Below are 16,376 nucleotides of genomic sequence, written 5' to 3'. Positions count from 1 at the left end.
TCATTAATTAACCATTGAGATAATTGATAGCTTAATCAACTTTATGATAGTATAATCAACAAGCTGTCATCGAAGGGGGATGAGCAATTTTGCTGATTTTGATAGATTTTTAGCCTCCCTTAATTTGTTGGTAAATCTTGACTTATCATACAGACTTTTTAGCAAAGTTAAGTTATGCTCAAACTACAAACCAACTTGAGCAATAGGTTTCATGAAAACCAAATCTTGGTCTTTAATGGCTGGTGTAGCTGTGACCGCATTTTCTTGGGGAATTGTCCCAGCTTGGGCGGAAAATTGGATTTTTATGGGTGAGGCTGCCACCGGGGAAGATGTATATGTAGATGCTGATAGTATTTCACGGAACCGGGAAGGGTTGAGATTTATCTATAGCATTGGTGAAGAAACCATCTATGCAATAGCTTACTGTGACTCACGCACCTGGTATGTCAGCGGTTACGATGAAGTATATTCCCCAAGCAGTCATGCCACATCTAATATGATTGATTATGTCTGTTCCCAGGAATAACCAGTCTCAGTAATCTTTTAACCACAATTTAACTATCCATGGGGAGTCAATAAACCGGAGATTTATTACTGCGGGTATAGTACCAAAGTAGATCCCTTGGAAATCCTCAAATATGGATGAGATAAAGGCGATCGATTGAGGAACTGGTGAAAGGGGCGGGATATCCGTTGCTGTATATGCCGCCCTATTTTTAAGATTAAGCCAAACCAGCGGCTTGAATTGTCTGCATAAGCCTGTCGATATTGATGACAATATTAATATTTTTGCCTATAAGTTTGGCTTCATTTTCCGGCAAATTATCTCCTAATATCGGATAATATTCCAGTTCACAAATACCACTCAATAATCGATAAATTGACGGACAATAATCTGGTGATAAGATTTCAATAACTGTGGTCCCAGTTTGACAGAAAGCTAAATTAGTTAGTCCTGCACCATGTGGGCTAATAATCACTTCGGAAGTAGCGAAAAGTTCCGCTTGTTGTTCAAGAGTCATTGATTCTAATTGTACTGGTTTAATATTAAACTGTGTTAGGCATTCTATCACCTGGGAATTATTCAAGACCTGGCGAGATGGTGCTAGGGTGCGATCTATATAAATTCGCTGTTTAGTATCCCCCAAACTCGGACAAAAAGTTTGTTTGAGAAAATCACAATTCCACTGGCTAATTTGTAAGCCTTGTTGAGATGAAAGGTTAGGAGTTGGGATAATTATTTGCGCGGCTTTCAGATGATTGATATCTTTATTGCTGATGATTTTTTCGGGTGGAATTTTGAGGGTCTCTAAAGCCTGTTTCTGGTAAGGCTTATCCCAAGCATTTACCACAAATTTATCAATTGAGTTCAGGTCAATTCCCGCAGCTTCTAATAAATGAAAACGGGCGATAATATCTAACATCCAGTGAAAATATCCCGCCCCAAAACGCACAGATAAAAAGGCAACCACACCATCAATTTCATGGGGTGGCGGTAGGTGTTCGGATACGGCGACAAACTCCGCCCCACCACTAGCTAAATCAGTGACTAATTTGCCATCATCTGTGAAAACTGCACTGGTCGCCATATCTCCCCACACGCGCCCATTTTCGACAATAGCCACCCCGAAATCTCCGGTTGATATCTGACAGGTTGTAAATGTTTCGGGAAGGTTGGGAATTAAAATATTAGCGGGTTTAATCTCAATAGTCTTAGCTGGGTATATGAGGATATATTGAACACTAGGATGGGTTGGGATGGTTGTGGTTTTTTCTGATAAATTAGGCAATATTTCTCGGATAAATTTTGATGATAATTTCTTGAAGTTTAGGGCATTATTGGCATCCTCAATTAAACCTCTATGGGCTAATATTTTGGCAAAATGATGATAGGCTTTGATCAAGTCTGGTTTGCGCTTTAATGCGTCTATACATAGGTTTTGTGCTTCTGGGAAACGTTGCTTTTCGGTTAACAGTTGTGCGAGAATATCATAAAGCCATATTAACTCTGGTTTCAGTTCGATCGCTTTTTGATAAGCCGCGATCGCCTCATCAATATGACCTGCTAATTTCAGCGCGTGACCTAGTTTTTGATGTAACCAAGAAAGCTGAGGGTTGAGTGTAATGGCTTGGCGATAATTAGCGATCGCTTCTTCGGTTTCTCCCGTTTCTAGTAAGCTATCTCCTAAACTCATATACAGCCAATCTACATCAGGTTTTAAAGCGATCGCCTGACCACATACCGGAATTAATTCCGACCATTTTTCCTGAGTTTTCAAAACTTGGGCTAGTCCATAATAATAGTAAAACTGGTTCGGGTTAATTTCCAGAGCCTTTTCATAGCATTTAACCGCATCTTCCCACCTTTGCTGCTGTCCGAAAATTTGCCCTAAATTATGATACAATACATCCGATTGATTCGGATAATTGACAATTGCTTTTTGATAAATAGCGATCGCCTGTTCTAATTGCTGCTTTTGTTGTAACTGATTCCCCAAATTCAGATAATCTTCAAAACTCACCGGGTCTGAACCTAATAAAATAGCCTGAAACCAATATTCTGTCGCCTTTTTCGGCTGACCACATTGGGTAAACACCTTAGCCAAATTACGATAGAACCCCGCCATATTAGGGCGAATTTCCAGAGCCTTTTCATAGGCATTTATCGCCTCATTCCAGCGTTGATTTTGGGCGTACAGACTTCCCAAATTAGCATAAACCTCCGCAAAATCAGGCGCAATTTTCAAAGCATTATGATAACAAGACTCCGCCGCCACAAAATCCCCTTGTAACTGTCTGACAGTTCCCAAAGTTTTATAAGACAACGCAAAATCAGGGTCGATTTTTAACGCTTGTTCACAGCAGTTAATCGACTCCCCCCAATTCCTTTGTTTTAAATAGGAAACTGCTTGTTCATTAAGTTGAATAACTTCCGATTGCAGATTCTCATTATTTGACATTTTACAGTAACTCCCAGTAAATCACAATTTCACCTTATACCACTGTTATAAACCCAATTTATCTATTTTACCCAGAGCATTTTCAGCCGCCTTTTTACTAGCCTCTTTTTTACTGGAACCTTTACCCTCTCCATAAACCTTACCCTGAACCATAACCTGGACAGTGAACTGTTTTTTGTGGTCGGCTCCTTCCTCCTTAATTGTTTCATATTCTGGTGTAATTGGACCTATATTTTTTTGCACCCATTCCTGTAATCTATTTTTGGAGTCCGTCGCCACTTTACCCGAATTACCTTGAGACTGGGAAGCAATTTCAGCTATCACCGAATCAAACAAAGGTTGTAGAAATTCCTGTACTTTCTTCATCCCAGAATCCAAAAAATAAGCCCCAATCATCGCCTCAAACGTATTGCTTAATAAGGAAGGATTCAGTGCCGCCCCTTTCCCTAATCTGATATATTGTTGTAGGGCTAATTTTTCCGCAAACTTAGCCAACTGCTTATTTTCCACCAAAGCCGATCGCAACTTAGTTAAATCACCTTCATTACCGACGCTTTTATACTTATTATAAAGATACTCACCCGATATAAAATTTAACACCGAATCCCCCAAAAACTCCAACAATTCATTATCCCGATTAACTTCCTTCGGGTGTTCATACATATAGGAACTGTGAGTTAAGGCGTGATTGAGTAAATCCACATTTTTAAAAGGGATTTTTTTCAGCAATTTAGCAAATTCTCGCCGCAGTTTTTTTTCTCGGTCAGGAACCAGATTTTTTTCTTCGATAATTTTGCTTAACATAGTTTCCTGATGTTGTTCTAATTGATGAATTATGGATTTATCAGCCTGAAAAGCCGTCAAAAGCACCACCATATTATCTATAGCACGTTCCGTGTCTCGGTGAGAAAATTCATTCCCATGAGCCCAGTTATTCCTAAGTTGGATTAACTCAAATATTATCCCCCTATGTTGATTATCCACATGGTCATCATCTTGAAAAATCTTATCCCATTTCTTCGATATAACTTGCAGTAATGCTCCGATATCTTGAGATAGCCTCTCCTCCAATTCTCGCTTTTTCATGTTTTTGTATTTCGTGAGATATTTTTGGGCTTCCTCCTGCCATTGGTCTGAATATTTGTTTTTCATTTCCTGTTTAAACTGAGGATATAAGCCCTCAGCTAACAACTCTAAAGCGTCCCCAATTCTTTCTTTATTGCTAATCATCATTTGCTATCTAATAATTAATTAGCGACTATTATAGCTAATCTTCCTAAACAGGTTATTGATATAGCTGGCTATTCATAACTTCTGATCATCTATCAATCCTCAATTTATTTGATTTTCAAAAGACTGTTAAGAATTATTACAGATTTATGGAAAATTGCTCGCCAAAAGTTGACGAGATTCTGGGGGTTATGATACCATCAAATAAATCGCACCCAAGGCTTTACTCTGTCCTTCTGCAAAAATAGAGCCTACAACCCTGATTATATGGCGATTAAAATTATTATCTCACCAAAATATTAAATTTGCGATGCACGAGTTTTGAGGACAACAGCGATCGCCTTTTTTATGCCTATTGACAAAAACGCCACTTTGTGCATTCTTAATTGTTGATGATTGACTGATATCCTAGGTGATGTGGATGGTCAGAGTCAAAAATCAAAATATGAGACTTGAGGAAGCGGTTGAATTTGCCGAAAACCCGGAGCCCCGGTGTCCCTGTGTGTTATTGCTAGACACATCAGCATCTATGCAGGGAGAACCCCTAGATGGTCTCAATGCAGGATTAATGACTTTTAGGGAGAACCTAATCAAAGACGAACTCGCGAAAAAACGGGTTGAGATCGCGCTGATCACCTTTGATAACCAGGTAAAAATCATCCAGGATTTTGTCACAGCCGATCGCTTTGAACCCCCCCTGTTAAACGCCCAGGGTCAAACCTATATGGGAACAGCCATAGGGGAGGCTTTAGACATGATTGCCAGTCGCAAAGCCGAGTATCGCAATAATGGGATTACCTACTATCGTCCTTGGGTGTTCATGATTACCGACGGCGAACCCCAGGGAGAAAGCGATCGCATCACAGAACAGGCCATTAAACGCATTCGAGACGAGGAAGCCAACAAACAGGTCGCATTCTTTGCGGTAGGCGTAGAAGGGGCGAATATGGAGCGCTTAGGAGAGATTGCTCAACGAACCCCCCTGAAACTGAAAGGGTTAGATTTTCGGGAAATGTTCATTTGGCTATCGGCCAGTATGCAAACAGTTTCTCACTCCAAAGTTGACGAACAGGTAGCCCTACCACCGCCAGGATGGGGAACTGTCTAGCCAAAAACTCATGCGATCGCAGACTTTTACCATGAACCCAAATTCTGCCTACTGGCAAATTATCTCAGCTTCCGTGGCGGGAACCAGTCACGAAAAGCAAGCCATTCCCTGTCAAGATGCTCATATCTATCGGGAGATTGACCCCCATCAATTTATTGTCGCTGTAGCCGATGGTGCGGGTTCAGCTTCCCTTGCTGATGTGGGAGCCCAACTAGCAGTTAAAACCGCCACCCAATTAATCGAAGAGTATCTATCCTCCGTCGATGACACCGCCGCCGTGGACTGGAACAGTCAATTGTTAGCTGTCGTTAACCAAACCAAACAGGCCATCGAAGCCGAAGCCGACCACAGGGATATATTGGCGCGGGAACTAGCAACCACATTAATTTTAGGGGTAATTACCGCTTCCACCATTGCTGTAGTTCAGATAGGTGATGGCGCGGTGGTAGTTGAAGATCAACAGGGAACTTTGATGGCTTTAACTATTCCCGCCAGTGGAGAATATTTAAACGAAACCACCTTTCTGGTTTCCCCGAATGCGTTAGAATCTGCTCAAATTCAGGTATGGTCTGGAATGCCTAAGTATTTGGCTATATTTTCCGATGGTTTACAAATGTTAGGATTAAAAATGCCTGAAGGAAAACCGCACGCTCCGTTTTTTTCTCCTTTATTTCAATTTGTGGAAACTATCTGCGATCGCACAGAAGCCGAACAACAGTTAATTTCATTTTTGCGATCGCCTAGGGTAAATCAGCGCACCGATGATGATTTAACCCTTATTTTAGCTGCCAAAAAGCCAACATCATCCCAATAAACGCCATTACAATATGTACAGCCGTAACTCTCTACGGGAACCCCAGGGGCTATAATATACCAAATATAGACTCTTATTATATGGGGGTCAGTGGTCTTGTCCAATTTACATCGATGGTTACAGTCCATTAAGAGGCGATTTAAATACTGCTGGTTAGCTTTATTCATTGGTGCGATCGCCACTCTCGCCGTGCTGCTGATTTGGCACAAACTCTACATCCGAGAGCAACGGCATTTTGCACAACTGGTGCAACAACAAGCCAACAGCATCCAATCTATCCTCAATCGAGAGTTATCCAGCCACATTGTATCCCTAAATCGTATCGCCAAGCGTTGGGAACTCAGTAATGGCACTTCCCGAGAATTTTGGGAAGCTGATGTCAGCAACTATTTAGATGATACTCATGGCTACCAAGCCATACTCTGGGTAGATCCATCTTTTATCGTCCGTTGGATAGTTCCTTTAGAGGGAAACGAACAAGTCCAGGATATGGATTGGACACAAGAACGCCGTCGGCGAATTAGTTTAAGAGTAGCCAGAGACCTCAATCAGATTATCCTGAGTAAACATATTTCATTAGTTCAGGGTGGCGAGGGATTTCTAGTAATTATTCCCCTATTTATTGATGACCGCCATGATGGGTTTATTTTAGGAGTCTTTCAATTTGAATCCTTCTTTGATGGGATTTTAGCGATATCTCCCTTGTATACGATTCAAATATATGACCGTGGTAATTTAGTTTATAGCAGTGGTAATTTCTCAGAATCACCCTTTCAAAAAACCTCAATTGTCCGCGCCTATGGAGCCGATTGGACAGTCCAAATTTCTCCGCAACCTGCTTGGATTGAAGAGGGAAAATCTCCCCTTCCCACCCTGGTTTTATCAGCAGGTTTAATCATAGTTTGGACTATGGCACTCACCGTCTATTTAGGTCAGTATGCTTGGCGTTATGCTGATCGAACCAGAAAAATTAACCAGCAATTGCAAAATGAAATCATCCACAGACAGCAAATAGAAGCCATCCTCCTAGACTCCCAAAGACAATATCAAACCCTCGTCGAAAATTCTCCTGATATGATTCAACGCTTTGATACCAGTTTTAAACATATTTATGTCAGTCCAATTTTAAGCCAATTAACCGGAATTCCTCTACATACTTGGATGGGCAAAAGTTGCCGGGATTTGCCATTCTATGTAGCCATGGCTGATAGTTGGGAGGCGGCGGCGAATCGGTTATTAACAACTGGTGAAAAACAGATTATTGAATTTGAAGCCGAGACAGTTAATGGTTGGCGTTATTTTGAAATGGCGATCGTCCCAGAAATTAACCAAGGCCAAAATATTACATCAATTCTTTGTATTTCCAGAGATGTAACTGACCGGAAACAAGCGGAAATATCCCTAAAACTTAGTCAAGCCAAGTTTGAAGCATTGGTAACTAATATGCCGGGAATGGTCTATAGTTACTGTCCAAACAACTCCCAAAATCTGCCTTATTTTAAATTTGTGAGTCATCACTGCTTTGATATCTTTGAATTAGAAGCTAATACTATTCTGGCAGACATCAATTCTCTGATTAACTTAATCCACCCAGATGATTTACCGTCTTTGCGTGAATCAATGCAACAATCTTTGCAGGAATTTTTACCCTGGTATTGGCAAGGTCGGGTTATTACTAATTCGGGAAAAATGAAGTGGGTAGAATGTAATTCTCAACCCCAATCAACCCCAGAAGGTAATATTTGGCATGGCATTGTTTTTGATATTACTGCACGCAAAAAATATGAAGAAAATCTGCTGCGTTTCCAGGGTATTGTTGCCACGACTGCGGAAGCGATCGCCTTAATTAATCGGGATTATATTTACCAAATTGTTAATCAAACCTACGCCTATTTAACCGGAAAATCCGAGGATTTTATTATTGGCAATATCATCGAAAATGTATTAGGTAAACAGATTTTTCAGCAAACAGTTAAGCCTCTATTTGATAGATGTCTAGCCGGAGAAATAGTCCGCTATGAAGCCTGGTTAAGTTTTCCGGGAGAACCCAAGTTTATCGGAGCCACCTATTCCCCGATTTTGCAACCTGATGGCACAGTAAATGAAGTGATTGTCACTGTCCGAGATTTAACCTCATTAAAACAGGCAGAACTTGCCATTAAACAACAATCTGAGAGACAGGATATCTTATCAAAAGTCACCAATAGAATCCGGCGATCGCTTCATCTTCAGGATATCCTTAATACCACCGTTGTCGAAGTCTCTAAAGTTCTCAGTAATGACATAGTTTTAGTCTATAAATTCAACTTAAATTGGACTGGTAAAATTATTGCTCATTCTAGGGAACTATCTAGGGACTCTGACCTACTTTTTTGTGCAATAGATCCGGTCATGACTATCAAAATTGACCAAATAATTTTGGAAATTGCCCAATCTTGTCGCACCGGAAAAATCAATGCTTCTGTGGAAAGGTGGCAAAAATTTCAAGGACCGACTCATTTAATCTTCCCCATTTGGTTAGAAGCCGAGCAACTTTGGGGACTACTTATCGCTTATTTTTCCTCAGAAGATAGCAACTATAAACCCGCAGAAATCGATATGCTGAAACAACTAACAGAACAGTTAGCGATCGCCATTCAACAAGGCGAACTATATCATCAGATCCAGATAGCCCATGGGGAACTCGAAAAAGTCTACAATCTCGATTCTCTGACCGGAATCGCTAACCGCCGCAATTTTGATCATATTTTACAGCAGGAATGGTTACAACTGCAACGGGAAAAACAACCCCTATCAATAATCATGTGTGATATTGATTATTTTAAGTGTTATAATGACACTTATGGACACATTGCCGGGGATAAATGCCTGCAAAGGGTAGCTAATGCCATCAAAAATTCCCTGAAACGACCGAGGGATTTAGTCGCCCGTTATGGTGGCGAAGAATTTGTGATTTTATTACCCAACACACCCATAGAAGGTGGTGTAGAAATTAGCCAACAAATACAGGAAGCTGTGTTCAAGTTAAATATGCAGCCCGGCGCAATTCCTGCTAACTTCCAACGGGTGACTGTGAGTATGGGAATTGCCAGCCAAATTCCCACCAAAAACAAATCACCTACCCAACTTATTTTTCATGCCGACTGCGCCCTCTACCAAGCCAAAAACAATGGCAGAAACCAATATGTTATTGCCAATGCCGCAGAGTGCCATAGGGGCTAATTATCTGCGTCTGTATCGTTGCTGAAATCGCTTAATCCCGGCTTTTTCCAAGTTTTTAACTAACTGTTGCAGTTGAGTTAAATTAGTGTTTCTGCGTCCATATCGCCAATGCACATAAGTTTGACAAACTTCTGATATCGCCTCAGCTTCATCAACAGAACATTGATTAGCGATCGCCTCTGCATACTCCACCGGAGTTTGGGCGGGATGTTTCGGATAACCCCGTTGGGCTAATAATGCCAACAGTTTTTGATATAGTCTTTCTTCCGGGGGTAATTTAGCCAAGCGTCGTCTCTCGCGCCAATTTTTCCATCCATCCCACAGCAACCAACTTAGGAACCCGACACCAGATAAAGTTATCGTGGCCGTAAACAAGCCAACCCACCCCCTAGTAAACAGATCGATAAACCAGCCGACAACCGTATCCACCGCCCCGAAAATAGTCGCCAATATCCTCTGTAAACTATTTGTTACCGGAGAAGGTAGCCATCCCGCCACCCAATTCCAAAAAGCCCTCAGCGCACTAAAAGTCTGATTTTCCTCAATAGAAGGCGGGATTAAATCCATCCCCGGAATGGGATTAAAAGCAAACCAACCATATTCAGGAAAATAAACCTCCGTCATCGCATGAGCATCAGTATTTTTAATCACATATAACCCCGTAAATGGGTTAAACTCACCCGGTTCAAAACCCGCCGTTAGTCGCGCCGGAATGCCAATAGAACGCAACATAATGGTTAACACCGTCGCAAAGTGATCTGGATAACCGCCTCTGATAATTTCTCCCTCTGGACTATCTTTATAGCCAAACAAAAACGCCTCCACCAAATCCTCATCAGGTCTCAAAAAAGGCGGGTCTTCTTGTAGTTTATAAACGGGGCTTTGTTTTAAATATTGAGCCAAATAAAGGGCTATTTCATAGGGAGATGTTAAGGCTTGTTGCTCAGGGTTGGATTGATTCCGCGCCGCCAAAATCTCCTCGGTTCTTTGTCGCACCCTGTCCCGAATTTCATCAGGAACCTGCAAATAGTAATCACGAATAGCTTGTGTGTAGTCAGTGGAGGCTTGACCCAACTGGGTGCGGTTACGATAGGGGACTCTGGAAATCACCGTATAGGTTAATCCCTCCCGCAACATCAAAGGCGATCGCAAAGTTCCCTCTCGGTCGATCGCAATTTCCTCAGTGGGGAAATACAATTGTTTAGCCTGTTTTAAAGCCGGGATTAAATTAGGTAATTGAATCACCGCCGTATAACTTTGGATCACCTCCCTAGTTCTAGCCTGTGTCGGTCGCTGAAACAGATTAAACAGATAGGACCACCAAACCCGTTGGACAGTTTCCACCTGGTCATTACGGGAAATTTCCCATCCCTGACCCGTGTACTTATCAAAGCCGATCACCCGAAAAAATCCCCGCGCCTGCGATCGAACCCTCAGCACAACCTGCGGCCTTAAATTTCCCCTAAGATTCTGATTAATCCGAGTGTTAAAACCATAATATTGAACCTCATCTAAAACACCCGCCCCCGACTCCTGATTTTGTCCAGTTCCCGACCCCGTGCCATCTCCAGAATCCCCCGTATAACCAGGGTTAAAAATTTGTCTGCCATCAAATTCCCCTCGTGGCATTTGAATAGGGGAACTCATCGGAAAGTTCCGCAGTTGATAGCCAGGAAACCGAGGGAGAAGGGCAAAAATCACCAATCCCAACGCCACAATAGCCAGAAAGCTAACCCCCAAAAACTTGAAATTCAAGTTAGAAGGAATCCTCAATTTAGGAGAACTAGCCTCCGAGGGGTTCAACTTTTCCAATCCCAACCGGGAACGGTAATCTAAGATTAAAGTTGGCAACGAGAGCGCCAAAAACACCAAAATCACCGGCCCAAAAGTCAAAGTTTGGCTAAGAGTACCAGCCACCCCCATTAAAATCAAGCCAATGACCATCGAATAGCCCAGATCCTTGCGTCGTGGCAGATCAAAGCTATGGAGAACCTGCAAATTAATTAACAGTTGTGCCAAAACAATTCTGGTATCGATCAACTCCAGCACTAGACGACTGAAAAAAACCGCCATTGCTACCAACATACCAATAGCAATACAAAATTTAATTGGCACATTACGATGACGACGACGAAACCAACTCCAGGTCGCCCCCACCAAACTGACAGGGATCGCCCATAGATTTAGTGGCTCCTCGATCGCCACATCAGTAGCAATAATGCCCACAACCACCAATAACTGCACGAAAATGCGGAGCAGAAGTGAGTCCTCTGGCTCAGGTTGAGGTATTGCTTCGATCCGTCGCCACAATTGGCTCAAGATAGGGATATCGGCTGTCATGGATTTGAAAATTGGGTAATCACTCTCAGATTACTGTAACCCATATTTCTGAAAAAATCCGCTGCACCTATCAATATTTAACTCATCATCCGAGGGTAAATGGCAAAACAGAGGGGATTTTGTTCGCAGTCATAAAACAACACATTGAGTCGATAGATCTGATTAGGCTCTGGATCTACCAATTCCATGGTCACATATCCGGCTGAGGTACGTCTGGCTGTGGTTTCGCCATGATTTCCCTTCAATTGCAGACATCCACCCGCAGGCAAATTCGCCAAAATCATTAAGCAATTGCCATAATCGCGGGTCTGATATTGGGCTTGTACTGTTAACAGCCCTAAGCTAGTTTGCCACTCCTGAAGCCCTACCGACTTATTCAAAAAACAAGTTATCGTCAGCGTATCGAGGATTTCTCGCGCCGCCAGTAGCAACAAAACCATTTGCTGTTGTTGATTAGCCGTCTCATAGGGGGGGAGTTGTAGCTTGTTCAATTCAGGATCGCGAACTTCCCCTAAAACCAGCCTACCTGCCCATTCATTAAGCAAATCAGAGGCTTGTGGGAAAAAACTTTCCACCGCTTCCACCAGTTTCGCGCCTTGTTGTAGGGTTGAATGCAAAACCTTCTGACACGGAGTCAGAAGATCAGCAAAAACCGTTTCTGGTAGAAAAGTAGACCATTTCAGGTTTTCCCTTTGAGCATTCCACCAAGAAGGATTGGGAACAGTCGGATCGCTAATCACGTCTGGGTAAATAGCATCAGCACCGAGTTCAGTTTCCCAAGGGAATAGCGGTGGTTTTTCTTGGATCTCAATTCTTAACCTGTTTTTTAACAGGCTTTCAAATCTGTCTTTCACGGTTGGTATCTCTCCCAGTTTAATTGGTTCGTCGTTGGGGTAGAAAACGTCAATCTCTTCATAGTCGGGTAGGTCAGCTTCTGACCACCCTGGTTCTTCGACCCTAGAACTATTTGCTAATTGATCTGCTGAGGTAGCAGGTTCACCAGCAGCAGAGGAAACAGTTTCAAGGGGTTGTGATTCAGACCCCTCGAAAAACTGGCACTCGGAGAGTTGACGATCTGGATTTATTTCGTTATTCATCAGTAGATGCACTAGCTCCGGACACTGAACGATTTCTAAGATCCCAGGCTAATTCCAAAACTTTAAACCACCGCTTTTGTACTTGAGTCGCCTTGCAACCTAGCTTTTCGGCGATCGCATGATCAGATAGCCCCTTTTGCTTTAACCTTAGCAAATCCTTTTGATCTTGGCTAAGTTGACTCTGGAAATCCTCCCACTGGTGCGGGAGTAAACCCAAATTACGATCTAAATCCGCTTCTAACCACTGATGCACCAATTCCCAACGATGACCCAAAGCAAATCGCAACAAATGATATTTAAATCGCTGTTGGAGATAATCCCGTTGGCGAGGGGTTAGCCCCAAAATCGCCTCTATCTCTCGAGTTGGCAAATCTTGCATTCGCAAGGTGAAATAATCGGCACAGTCTTTTTGATTGTGTTCCTCAAGATATTCGATTAACTCTTCCACAACCGTTTGGCGTAGGGATTCTAGTTCTGGTTCGTTAGACTCAGCCACCATGGCGGCTCGCACCTCTTGTACAGATGAGTCGTTCCAGGTTTGATCAGAATCCTGTATCCCACCTTCTGCGGCTTGATCAAGATCCACAAACGCTTCTCTGGGTTGTTGTTGAGAAAATGTCTGCGATCGTAGAATGATTAATTGTTGACTACGACCTCGGGCGAGAGGAATACGCCGTTTCCCATATCGTTCCGTAAAGGCTAGATATTCGGCTAGTTCCAGTAATGTCCGGGGACGATAATCCGCCGGAATTTGGTTTTCCTTGCGGAAGGCATTTAGTGATTCAACATAAAACCCCTGTAAAAAGTCCCTAATCAGTTCCAACCTAGCGTGATAACTTGATTGAACCTGGCGCGGTGTGATATATCGATAGACAATGGCACTGAGAGTGCTGTGGAGTTCCAACGGTGCTCTGCTTTGACCTGAGTTGATAATAGTGAAGACATTGTTGTAAGCGATGCTGTGCGAGCGTCATCGCCCAAGTCTCCACATCCCCCGAGGCTTGGATGCGCTGGCTTTCTGTACAGATCCGAATTGCTTCTTCTGTTAAGCGCCAAGCGATATCCTGACAGTTCTGCTCAGATGCCTGGGTCGCTTGTTTGAGCTCACCGGACAACCGTTGAAAAATTTTATGGCTCTGGCAGATTTCCCCCATGATGATAATTTTAGTAACAATGACCCTAACCTATGCTTTCCAGTAGAGCCTCTGAGTTTCCGGAGGGTTTCCCAATCGGGTCGTGTTTAGTTACGATCACGACACTGGCAATTTTCTAGTCGCCTACCTGATCAATTGGGGTTTTCTCAGTTATCATGTAGCGCGAAAATCAGCACTTACTCAAGTTTAACAATGGATTTCGACCAACAAATTCAAGCCTTGATTGAAAATGCCCCCCAGGATGGTTCTACTCCTGACATTATTAAGGCGATCGCTCCCGGTCTCAAGTTACTGGCCGCTCAATTAGCGCACCTACAGTATTTTATTTTGACCAGTCTTGACCAAAATTGGGTATTAACTACTCTCGGTAATGTGGATAATCCGGATCTACAAAAGCAAGTTATCTATGCTTTTTCTAGTTTAGATGATGCTTCCGTTCACTCTAGGATAGATATTTCCACTTCTGTGGTCGCTGTCCCCGTTCCCGTTACCCACATTTTGTTTCAGGCGATCGCTATCCCCCAACTAGATAGTTTTATTTTCTTTGACCAGCCTGGTCATCTTGACGCTGCTACTGAGGTTAAACGTCAAGATGTACAGGATACTATCCAAGTTTACCTACAACAATATCAGTCTCTGCGTCGCTCTAAGTCTCGCCCTATCCCTCCAGATATTGCTTAAATCAGTCCCCTTACCCCCGTACCACTTTCTCCTTCCCTTGACCCTCAAAACTCCGTTTCTTAATGGTTTCTTAATTGTCAAAATCACAGGTATTTTATATAATTATAGTGACTGTTAATTAACCCCCAAAAATTTTCCCTAAATCAGCCCCTTGCATCTGCTATTTCCACCTAGGGTTCGGGTGGGGTCAGCCAGCCATGTCCGTTCATCAAAACTGCTCACACGGTCAACTATTTCTCACCAAAATCTGGCAGCTTTGTATTATGAAAATTAATCAAGTAATATATCTAGGATTTAGTGCCATTTTTATATTAGTCGGCATCAGTAGCTTAGTGGAAGAGTGGCAACAAAGAACTCTAGAGCAATCCTTTAAGTTGGTAGTTCATACCTACGAAGTTAAGCTGAATTTGCAGGATATTTACAAAAATTTGGTCGATGCAGAAAGCGCTCAAAGGGGATTCATTATTACCGAAGACGCAGGTTTTTTAGAACCCTATTATTCAGCTAATACACAAATTGAGGGTAATTTAGACACTTTATCTCAATTGCTGCAAGGTAATTCTATACAAACCCAGAGATTAACCAATCTTCAAAACTTAACTAACCAAAAATTGGCGCGACTTGAACAAAACATCAATTTAGCTAGAGCCGGAGAATCAGAACAAGTTTCCATTCAGGTTAGTTCGGGAATTGGTAAGCAAATTATGGATAATATTCGCAGTGAAATTAATAGGATGATTGAGGAGGAACAAAATTTATTGATTGACCGAAATCAGCGTTATCAAGCCATCCAAAAATTAGCAATAATCATTAATTGGGGTAATTTTTTTATGGTAATCACCATTGGCTCTATAATTAGCTTTATTGTGATTCGTGTGATTATGAATCCTATTCAACAAGTTACACAGGTTCTGGCTACCTCCTCAGCAGAAATTGCCGTGGCTACTGAACAACAGCAGAGACTAGCCAGCCATCAAGCTGTTTCCATTAATCAAACTACTAATGCTATTCAACAAATTAGCGAAGGGGCTAAACAATCAGCGGAGGATGCTGATCACGCTTTAGGAAAGGCTCAACAGGTTTTAGACATCAGTGAACATGGCAATCAAGTAGTCCAACAAAACTTGGCAAGTATTGCCGAATTAACTGATAATGTCGAAAATATCTCAGAACAAATTGAGGTTTTGAGACAGCATACAGTGGAAATAAGCACTATATCTAATTTAGTATCTAGTTTAGCTAATCAGACTAATATATTGGCTCTGAATGCCTCTGTTGAAGCTGTGCGTGCGGGAGAAGCAGGTCGCGGATTTGGTTTGGTGGCGGTGGAGGTTCGTAAGTTATCAGACCAAAGCCGAAACTCAGCTAGGGAGATTGATAATTTGGTTGGTCTGATTCAAAATTCCCTGAAATCTACCATTGAAGCTGCACAAAAGGGAACAGAAAACGTTAAGGTGGGTATGAAAATGACGGAAAATACTGCTAATGTATTTGTAGAGGTGGCTGATGGCATTAAAAATGTGGTCAGCAGTAATCAAAAAATTGCTCAAATCTCTGAACAACAGGCGATCGCTATTCAGCAAATTGTCACAGCTACCAATTCTATTAATCAAGCAGCAGTGGAAACCGCTAGTGGCATTCAACAAACCCAAGTCGGTACTCAAAACCTGAATCAGGCGGCCCATACTCTCCGGGTTTTGGTATAACCAAAGTCTCCCCAACTGGCAATTGTCACCATGGAAATTGATACCAAATCCCTGATGGGGGAGA

General features: G+C 42.3%; 10 protein-coding genes and 1 pseudogene. 6 read left to right on the top strand and 5 right to left on the bottom strand.

Features of this window, described 5'->3' with window-relative positions; all coding sequences use genetic code 11:
- Positions 1 to 211: 211 nt before the first annotated feature.
- The gene (locus tag NLZ44_RS19530) at positions 212 to 526 is read left to right on the top strand and encodes a hypothetical protein (RefSeq protein WP_493750855.1); all 315 of its coding nucleotides are present in this window, start codon (positions 212 to 214) and stop codon (positions 524 to 526) included.
- Between the two features lie 196 nt (positions 527 to 722).
- Here the strand turns inward: NLZ44_RS19530 and NLZ44_RS19525 are convergent, their stop codons facing one another.
- Both NLZ44_RS19525 and rnc read right to left on the bottom strand, forming a co-directional pair.
- Complete coding sequence (locus NLZ44_RS19525) at positions 723 to 2,960, bottom strand: tetratricopeptide repeat protein (RefSeq protein WP_493750854.1); 2,238 nt, start codon at positions 2,958 to 2,960, stop codon at positions 723 to 725.
- A 45-nt stretch (positions 2,961 to 3,005) separates the two neighbouring features.
- Positions 3,006 to 4,193, bottom strand: coding sequence for a ribonuclease III (gene rnc / locus NLZ44_RS19520; protein ID WP_493750853.1), 1,188 nt, complete (start codon positions 4,191 to 4,193; stop codon positions 3,006 to 3,008).
- Between the two features lie 442 nt (positions 4,194 to 4,635).
- Here rnc and NLZ44_RS19515 point away from each other — a divergent pair, with 442 nt between their 5' ends.
- The 3 genes from NLZ44_RS19515 to NLZ44_RS19505 all read left to right on the top strand — a co-directional run bounded on the left by NLZ44_RS19515 (position 4,636) and on the right by NLZ44_RS19505 (position 9,334).
- Positions 4,636 to 5,298, top strand: coding sequence for a vWA domain-containing protein (locus NLZ44_RS19515; protein WP_048895409.1), 663 nt, complete (start codon positions 4,636 to 4,638; stop codon positions 5,296 to 5,298).
- Between the two features lie 31 nt (positions 5,299 to 5,329).
- On the top strand, positions 5,330 to 6,112 hold the full coding sequence (locus NLZ44_RS19510) for a PP2C family serine/threonine-protein phosphatase (RefSeq protein ID WP_493750852.1): 783 nt from the start codon (positions 5,330 to 5,332) through the stop codon (positions 6,110 to 6,112).
- A gap of 90 nt (positions 6,113 to 6,202) precedes the next feature.
- Positions 6,203 to 9,334, top strand: a complete 3,132-nt coding sequence (locus tag NLZ44_RS19505) for a diguanylate cyclase domain-containing protein (RefSeq protein WP_493750851.1) — start codon at positions 6,203 to 6,205, stop codon at positions 9,332 to 9,334.
- On the opposite strand, the gene NLZ44_RS19500 is transcribed toward NLZ44_RS19505, so the two are convergent.
- The 3 genes and pseudogenes from NLZ44_RS19500 to hetZ all read right to left on the bottom strand — a co-directional run bounded on the left by NLZ44_RS19500 (position 9,335) and on the right by hetZ (position 13,925).
- The gene (locus tag NLZ44_RS19500; RefSeq protein WP_493750850.1) at positions 9,335 to 11,674 is read right to left on the bottom strand and encodes a transglutaminase TgpA family protein; all 2,340 of its coding nucleotides are present in this window, start codon (positions 11,672 to 11,674) and stop codon (positions 9,335 to 9,337) included.
- A 77-nt stretch (positions 11,675 to 11,751) separates the two neighbouring features.
- A complete protein-coding gene (locus NLZ44_RS19495; RefSeq protein WP_493750849.1) occupies positions 11,752 to 12,771 on the bottom strand; it encodes a hypothetical protein in 1,020 nt (339 codons plus the stop codon).
- Positions 12,764 to 13,925 (bottom strand): annotated as a pseudogene (gene hetZ, locus NLZ44_RS19490) (heterocyst differentiation protein HetZ). The gene NLZ44_RS19495 and the pseudogene hetZ overlap by 8 nt, the downstream one beginning before the upstream one ends.
- Before the next feature lie 192 nt (positions 13,926 to 14,117).
- On the opposite strand from hetZ, the gene NLZ44_RS19485 reads away from it, so the two are divergent.
- Both NLZ44_RS19485 and NLZ44_RS19480 read left to right on the top strand, forming a co-directional pair.
- Entirely contained in the window at positions 14,118 to 14,606 is a 489-nt protein-coding gene (locus NLZ44_RS19485; RefSeq protein WP_493750848.1) for a hypothetical protein, read from the top strand.
- Between the two features lie 263 nt (positions 14,607 to 14,869).
- Positions 14,870 to 16,312 carry a CHASE3 domain-containing protein gene (locus NLZ44_RS19480; protein WP_493750847.1) on the top strand — a complete coding sequence of 481 codons (1,443 nt, stop codon included), beginning with the start codon at positions 14,870 to 14,872 and terminating at the stop codon, positions 16,310 to 16,312.
- Positions 16,313 to 16,376: the final 64 nt, after the last annotated feature.

Source organism: Arthrospira sp. PCC 9901 (assembly GCF_059013425.1).
The sequence above is the reverse complement of the archived record's forward strand: the minus strand, read 5'-3'. Positions and strand labels throughout refer to the sequence as shown.

Coding starts and splice junctions, on each gene's coding strand:
- NLZ44_RS19530 (WP_493750855.1), top strand. CDS start 212: ATGAAAACCAAATCTTGGTCTTTAATGGCTGGTGTAGCTGTGACCGCA.
- NLZ44_RS19525 (WP_493750854.1), bottom strand. CDS start 2,960: ATGTCAAATAATGAGAATCTGCAATCGGAAGTTATTCAACTTAATGAA.
- rnc (WP_493750853.1), bottom strand. CDS start 4,193: ATGATGATTAGCAATAAAGAAAGAATTGGGGACGCTTTAGAGTTGTTA.
- NLZ44_RS19515 (WP_048895409.1), top strand. CDS start 4,636: ATGAGACTTGAGGAAGCGGTTGAATTTGCCGAAAACCCGGAGCCCCGG.
- NLZ44_RS19510 (WP_493750852.1), top strand. CDS start 5,330: ATGAACCCAAATTCTGCCTACTGGCAAATTATCTCAGCTTCCGTGGCG.
- NLZ44_RS19500 (WP_493750850.1), bottom strand. CDS start 11,674: ATGACAGCCGATATCCCTATCTTGAGCCAATTGTGGCGACGGATCGAA.
- NLZ44_RS19495 (WP_493750849.1), bottom strand. CDS start 12,771: ATGAATAACGAAATAAATCCAGATCGTCAACTCTCCGAGTGCCAGTTT.
- NLZ44_RS19485 (WP_493750848.1), top strand. CDS start 14,118: ATGGATTTCGACCAACAAATTCAAGCCTTGATTGAAAATGCCCCCCAG.
- NLZ44_RS19480 (WP_493750847.1), top strand. CDS start 14,870: ATGAAAATTAATCAAGTAATATATCTAGGATTTAGTGCCATTTTTATA.